This window comes from Lactobacillus sp. M0403, from assembly GCF_016101265.1.
Taxonomy (GTDB): domain Bacteria; phylum Bacillota; class Bacilli; order Lactobacillales; family Lactobacillaceae; genus Lactobacillus; species Lactobacillus apis.
The window spans coordinates 7,121-13,136 of record NZ_JACFQV010000009.1; the positions used below are offsets into that span (position 1 = coordinate 7,121).

Here is a 6,016-nt window from a genome sequence, read left to right on the forward strand (position 1 = left end):
GATTCGGAACCGTTTGACTCGGATGCATTACTCTCTGAGCCATTCGATTCGGATCCGTTTGACTCGGATGCGTTGCTCCCTGAGCCATTTGATTCGGATCCGTTTGACTCTGACGAATTGCTCTCTGAACCATTTGATTCGGATCCGTTTGATTCGGATGAGTTGCTCTCTGAGCCATTTGATTCGGAACCGTTTGACTCGGATGCATTACTCTCTGAGCCATTTGATTCGGATCCGTTTGATTCGGATGCGTTGCTCCCTGAGCCATTTGATTCGGATCCGTTTGACTCGGATGCATTGCTCTCTGAACCATTTGATTCAGATCCGTTTGAGTTTGAACCATTAGATCCAGCGCCGTTTGAAGCAGTTGGATTTGTAACAATTGCATCAATTTCTGCTTGAATGCTACTTATTACTTTTAAGACTTGTGAATCTGTTGCTGCATCAATCTTGGCATTACCGTTTTGAACAGCTTGATCGATTTTATCCTTTGCGCTTTGCTTTTCAGCATCACTCAAGTTAGATAAGCGGTCAACTTCCTTCTTTGCTGATTCAGCTTTCTTGCTAATAATACCTTTGGCTTGAGTCTTGAGCTTAAGTGAAGCAGTGTTTGTTGCTGCATTGTTGATCTGAGCTATTCCATCTGCTAATGCTTGGCTAACTGATTCACTGCTTGTAGCTTGTGCAACCTTGTCTCTAGCTACTGCAGCAGCGGAATCTACAAGTTGGTAAACTGCAATTTTTTCACTAGTAGTTAAAGATGAATCTTGAGCAACCTTAATTTTTGCATCATTTACAGCTTTAGTAATTGACTCGTTGGCTGCTACTTTTTGATCATCGATAGTAACCATTGGATTTTGAGCAAATGCAATAGCTGTTAATCCATCAGATTTAGCTTTATCTACCTCTGCAGCACTGTTTGCTTGATTAATGGCCTTTTGTGCTGCACTAGCTGCATTAGAAACAGCCATCTTTTCTTTAGCCTTTTCAGCTGCTGATTTTGTTTGATCGCTATCAATCTTAGCATTTGCACTAGCTAATGCATCCTCAATGACCTTATTAGCTGCTAACTTTTGATCTTTTAATGGCTTTCCAGGAATGTATTGAGCATCAATTGCCTTAATTCCAGCATCTTGTCTATCTTTAACTTCTTGAGCATTTTCAGCGCGGTCGATAGCATTTTGTGCTTTCTGGGCTTCCAAGTCAACGTTAGCTGATTGAGTTGCTTTAGCAGAAGCAGTTAATCCTTGATCACTGCTAATTGCTTCTTTAATCGTAGTTGCTTCAGCACTAATTGCGTTCTTAGCATTTAGCTTAACAGTTGTTAATTCAGCTGCACTATTGTTCTTAACTACTGCATTAATTGCATCAACTCCAGCAACTTTAGCCTTATTAATAGTTTGAGCATCAGTTGCTGACTTAATAGCATCCTTAGCTGCATTAGCTGCATCATCAACAGCTTGTTTTGCTTTAGCCTTTTCTGGAGCAGTTAAGTTCTTGGCTTGATCAATCGAAGCTTTAGCTGCTGCTACAGTATCATCAATAATCTTGACTGCTTCAGCTCTTTGTACTTGTAATTTTTCACCCTTGATATGTTGAGCGTCAATTGCATTAATACCGGCAACTTCACGGTCACTAATTTCTTGAGCATTCTTAGCACGGTCAACAGCATTTTGAGCCTTTTGAAGCTCTGCGTTAACTTTCGCAGTTTGAGTTGCTTTAGTTGTATCACTCAAGGAAGTGTCATTAGCAATAATCTTCTTAATAGTTGCTGCTTCTTGAGCAAGTATATCCTTAGCAGCTTGCTTTTGTGTTTCAAGATCATTACCTGACAGGTGTTGTGCATGAAGAATGTTGACACCATTTACATACTCATCTTGAACAGCTTGAGCATCAGTTGCAGCATCAATCTTATCTAAAGCCTTTTGCTTTTGTGCTTCAACTGCTTTGACTTGATCTGCCTTAGTACTGTCTTCAAGAACCTCATCACTGTTAATTTCTTCCTTAACAATTTCGGCTTCGTCTCTAATTAATTGCTTAGCATATTCTTTTTGATCAGCTAAAGAAATCAAATTAGTTACATACTTGGAGTTAATAGCTGCAATACCTTTTTCGCGAGCAATCTTAATACCTTGGGCATTTACTGCTGCATCGATATTATCTTTTGCTTTGGCTGCAGCATCATCAACAGCAGCAGACTGTTCAGCCTTAGCTTTGCTATCTAATGAAGAATCCTTATTAATCCAACCTTTTACCTTTGATGCTTCGAGATCAATTCGGTCTTTAGCTTCCTGACGTTGTTGATCTAAGCTAGAAGTATTTGATTGATGATCATTATTAATAGCGGTGATACCGTCTTCAGTTGCTGCAATTATAGCTTGGGCAGAAGATGCGTTATCAATATTGTTTTTCGCAATAATTTCATCAGCATCAACAGCTGCCTTTTGAGAAGCTTTTTCAGTATCAGTTAATGTCGTATCAGCGGAAATGGCTGACTTAACAGTTCTAGCTTCCTGACTAATTCTTGCTTTCGCTGACTGTCTTTGCTCATCTAAAGAAGTACCAGATACATGATCAGCATTAATTGCTTTAATACCTTCTTTTAATGCATTTTGTACGTCTTGAGCATTAGAAGCAAGATCAATCTTGTCTTTGGCTGCTTGAGCGTCAATATCAACCTTGGCCTTCTGAGTAGCCTTATCAGAACTTAGTAAAGTTGTATCAGTGTCAATTTCACCCTTAACTTTAACAACTTCCTGATCAATTCGATCCTTAGCATCTTGCTTTTGGTCAGATAATGGAACATCACTACGGACATGATCACGTCTAATTGCTTTAATTCCCTGATCACGCGCATCGATTATTCCTTGTGCATCAGTTGCAGCATCAATATTGTTTTTAGCATCAGTAGCATCTTTATCAACGTTACGTTTTTGAGCAGTCTTTTCAGCTGTAGTTAAAGCTTCGTCAGCTTCGATTTCACCCTTGACTTCTACGGCAACCTGATCAATCCGATCCTTAGCACTTTGTTTTTGATCTGCTATTGGTAGGGTATTTGATTGATGATCAGCTCTAATCTTTTCAATTCCGCGATCACGTGAATCGATTATTCCTTGTGCGTCAGAGGCTAAATTAATATTCTGTTTTGCTTCCGCAGCATCTTTATCAACATTAACTTTTTGAGCTATCTTTTCAGAATTAGTCAATGTAATATCGGCATCGATTTCAGTCTTAACTTCACTTGCAACTTGATCAATTCGGTCTTTTGCAGTGGTCTTCTGACTACTTAAATCCGTACCTGGCTTGTGAGCAGCATTAATCTTATTCTTACCGTCTGCGACTGCTTGAATAACTTCATCTGGCGTATTTGCAGCATCGATTGCTGTATTAGCTTCTGTTACAGCTTGATCAACATCTTGCTTCTGCTTGTTCTTTTCAGCAGTAGTTAAGTTTTGATCGGCATCAATCTGGTTTTTAACTGAATCTGCTTCATTAGCTATATCTTGCTTCGCATTGTTCTTTTGACTGCTTAAGTCCTTGCCTGGTTGGTAAGCACCATTGATCTTGTCTTTACCATCTTGCTCTGCCTTAGCAACCTCATCTGGTGTTGTTGCTGCGTTAATCGCATCTTTAGCTTCGGAAGCTGCTTTATCGACATCCTGTTTCTGTTTGTTCTTTTCGTCAGTCGTCAGATTCTTGTCGGCATCAATCTTGTCCTTAACATCGTTGGCAGTCTTATCAATTTCCTTGTTAGAGTCTGCCTTTTGATCTGTTAAGCTCTTGCCTGGCTTATATGCGGCATTAATCTTGGCTATACCATCTGCTACTGCCTTGGCAATTTCATCTGGCGTGGTTGCAGCATCGATTGCGGCATTGGCTTCTGTTACTGCCTGATCAACATTCTTCTTTTGTTCTTCTTTTGTAGCAGTTGTTAATAAGCTGTCGGCATCGATACTATCCTTAACCGATTTTGCTTTATCGGCAATTTCTTGCTTACCGTTACTCTTTTGGGTACTTAAATCTGTTGTACCTGGCTTGTATGCGGCATTAATCTTGGCCTTACCATCTGCTACTGCCTTGGCAATTTCATCTGGTGTAGTTGCGGCATCAATTGCAGCATTGGCTTCTGTTACTGCCTGATCAACATTCTTCTTTTGTTCTTCTTTTGTAGCAGTTGTTAATAAGCTATCGGCATCGATACTATCCTTAACCGATTTTGCTTCATTGGCTATGTCTTGCTTAGCATTGTTCTTTTGGGTACTTAAATCTGTTGTACCTGGCTTGTATGCGGCATTAATCTTGACCTTACCATCTGCTACTGCCTTGGCAATTTCATCTGGCGTGGTTGCGGCATCAATTGCGGCATTGGCTTCTGCTACAGCGTTATCAACATCTTGCTTCTGCTTGTTCTTTTCAACAGTAGTTAATAAGCTATCGGCATCGATACTATCCTTAACCGATTTTGCTTCATTGGCTATGTCTTGCTTAGCATTGTTCTTTTGGGTACTTAAATCTGTTGTACCTGGCTTGTATGCGGCATTAATCTTGACCTTACCATCTGCTACTGCCTTGGCAATTTCATCTGGCGTGGTTGCGGCATCAATTGCGGCATTGGCTTCTGCTACAGCGTTATCAACATCTTGCTTCTGCTTGTTCTTTTCGGTAGTTGGTAAGTTATCATCAGCATTGATTCGGTTCTTAACTGTAGTTGCTTCATCGGCAATTTCTTGCTTAGCATTGTTCTTTTGACTACTTAAGTCCTTGCCCGGCACATATGCAGCTTTAATCTTGTCTTTACCATCTGCTTCTGCCTTAGCAATTTCATCTGGTGTGGTTGCGGCATCAATTGCGGCATTGGCTTCTGCTACGGCATTATCAACATTCTTCTTTTGTTCTTCTTTTGTAGCAGTAGTCAAGTTTTGATCGGCATCAATGCTGCTCTTAACAATACTTGCTTGACTAGCAATGTTGCCTTTAGCAATTGCCTTTTGATTGGTTAAGTCCTTACCTTGTACATATGCGGCATTAATCTTGGCCTTACCATCTTCGACTGCCTTGGCAATTTCATCTGATGTGTTTGCGGCATCGATTGCGGCATTGGCTTCTGCTACAGCGTTATCAACGTCTTGCTTCTGCTTTGCCTTGTCTGCTGTTGTTAATAAGCTGTCGGCATCAATCTTATCCTTAACCGATTTTGCTTCATCGGCAATTTCTTGCTTAGCGTTATCTTGGGCATCTTTAAGCGTTCCTTGTACATATGCTGTACTGATAAACTGCTTACCCATGCTAAGTGCTTGAGCTATACCATCACCACTAGTTGCACTATCAATATTACTCTTGACAGTTTCACCCAAACTCTTTGCACGATTCTTTTGTTCTTCTTTTTTAGCTGTACTCAAGTACGGGTCAGCGTCAATTTGACCTTGGACTCTTGCCACTTCATCATCAATATCGCGCTTAGCAGTAGCTTTTGCATTATCAAGATTTCCTGGCTGATATGCTGCTGCTATTGCTGCTTTACCATCTTCAAGGGCCTTGTCCACTTCTTCAAAACTGGTAGCACTATCGATGTCGTTCTTAGCTGCCGTTCCTGCTGCTACTGCTGCTGCAGTTTGGGTAGCCTTGGAACCTGAATCTAAGTCACTATCGCTTGAAATCAAGTTCTTGCAATCAGTTACTGCAGTATCAATTGCGTCTTTAGCGGTCTGCTTTGCATCATCCACTGTACCATCAACATATGCATTTTCAACATCAGTTTTACCAGCTGCTAAAGCTTGAGCTACTTCATCACCAGTTGTTGCAGCCTTGATCTTGCTCTTAGCTGCTGCACCTCTGCTTTCAGCGTCTGCTATTTGCGCTGCTTTCTTGGCAGCTGGTAGATGCTTATCTGCGTTTATCTTAGCTTTTGTAGCTGCTACTTTGTCATCAATATCGCCATTAGCTTTCAGCTTGGCATCAGAAATATTACCTGATATATATGCATTTTCAACATCTTTTTTACCAGCTGCTAAAGCTT

Annotated in this window: 1 protein-coding gene; it reads right to left on the minus strand. The window is 40.7% G+C overall.

The genetic code is table 11. The features are described from left to right. The coding region (locus H3T48_RS08685) for a DUF1542 domain-containing protein (RefSeq protein ID WP_198189180.1) at window positions 1–6,016 on the minus strand (6,016 nt) is incomplete at both ends.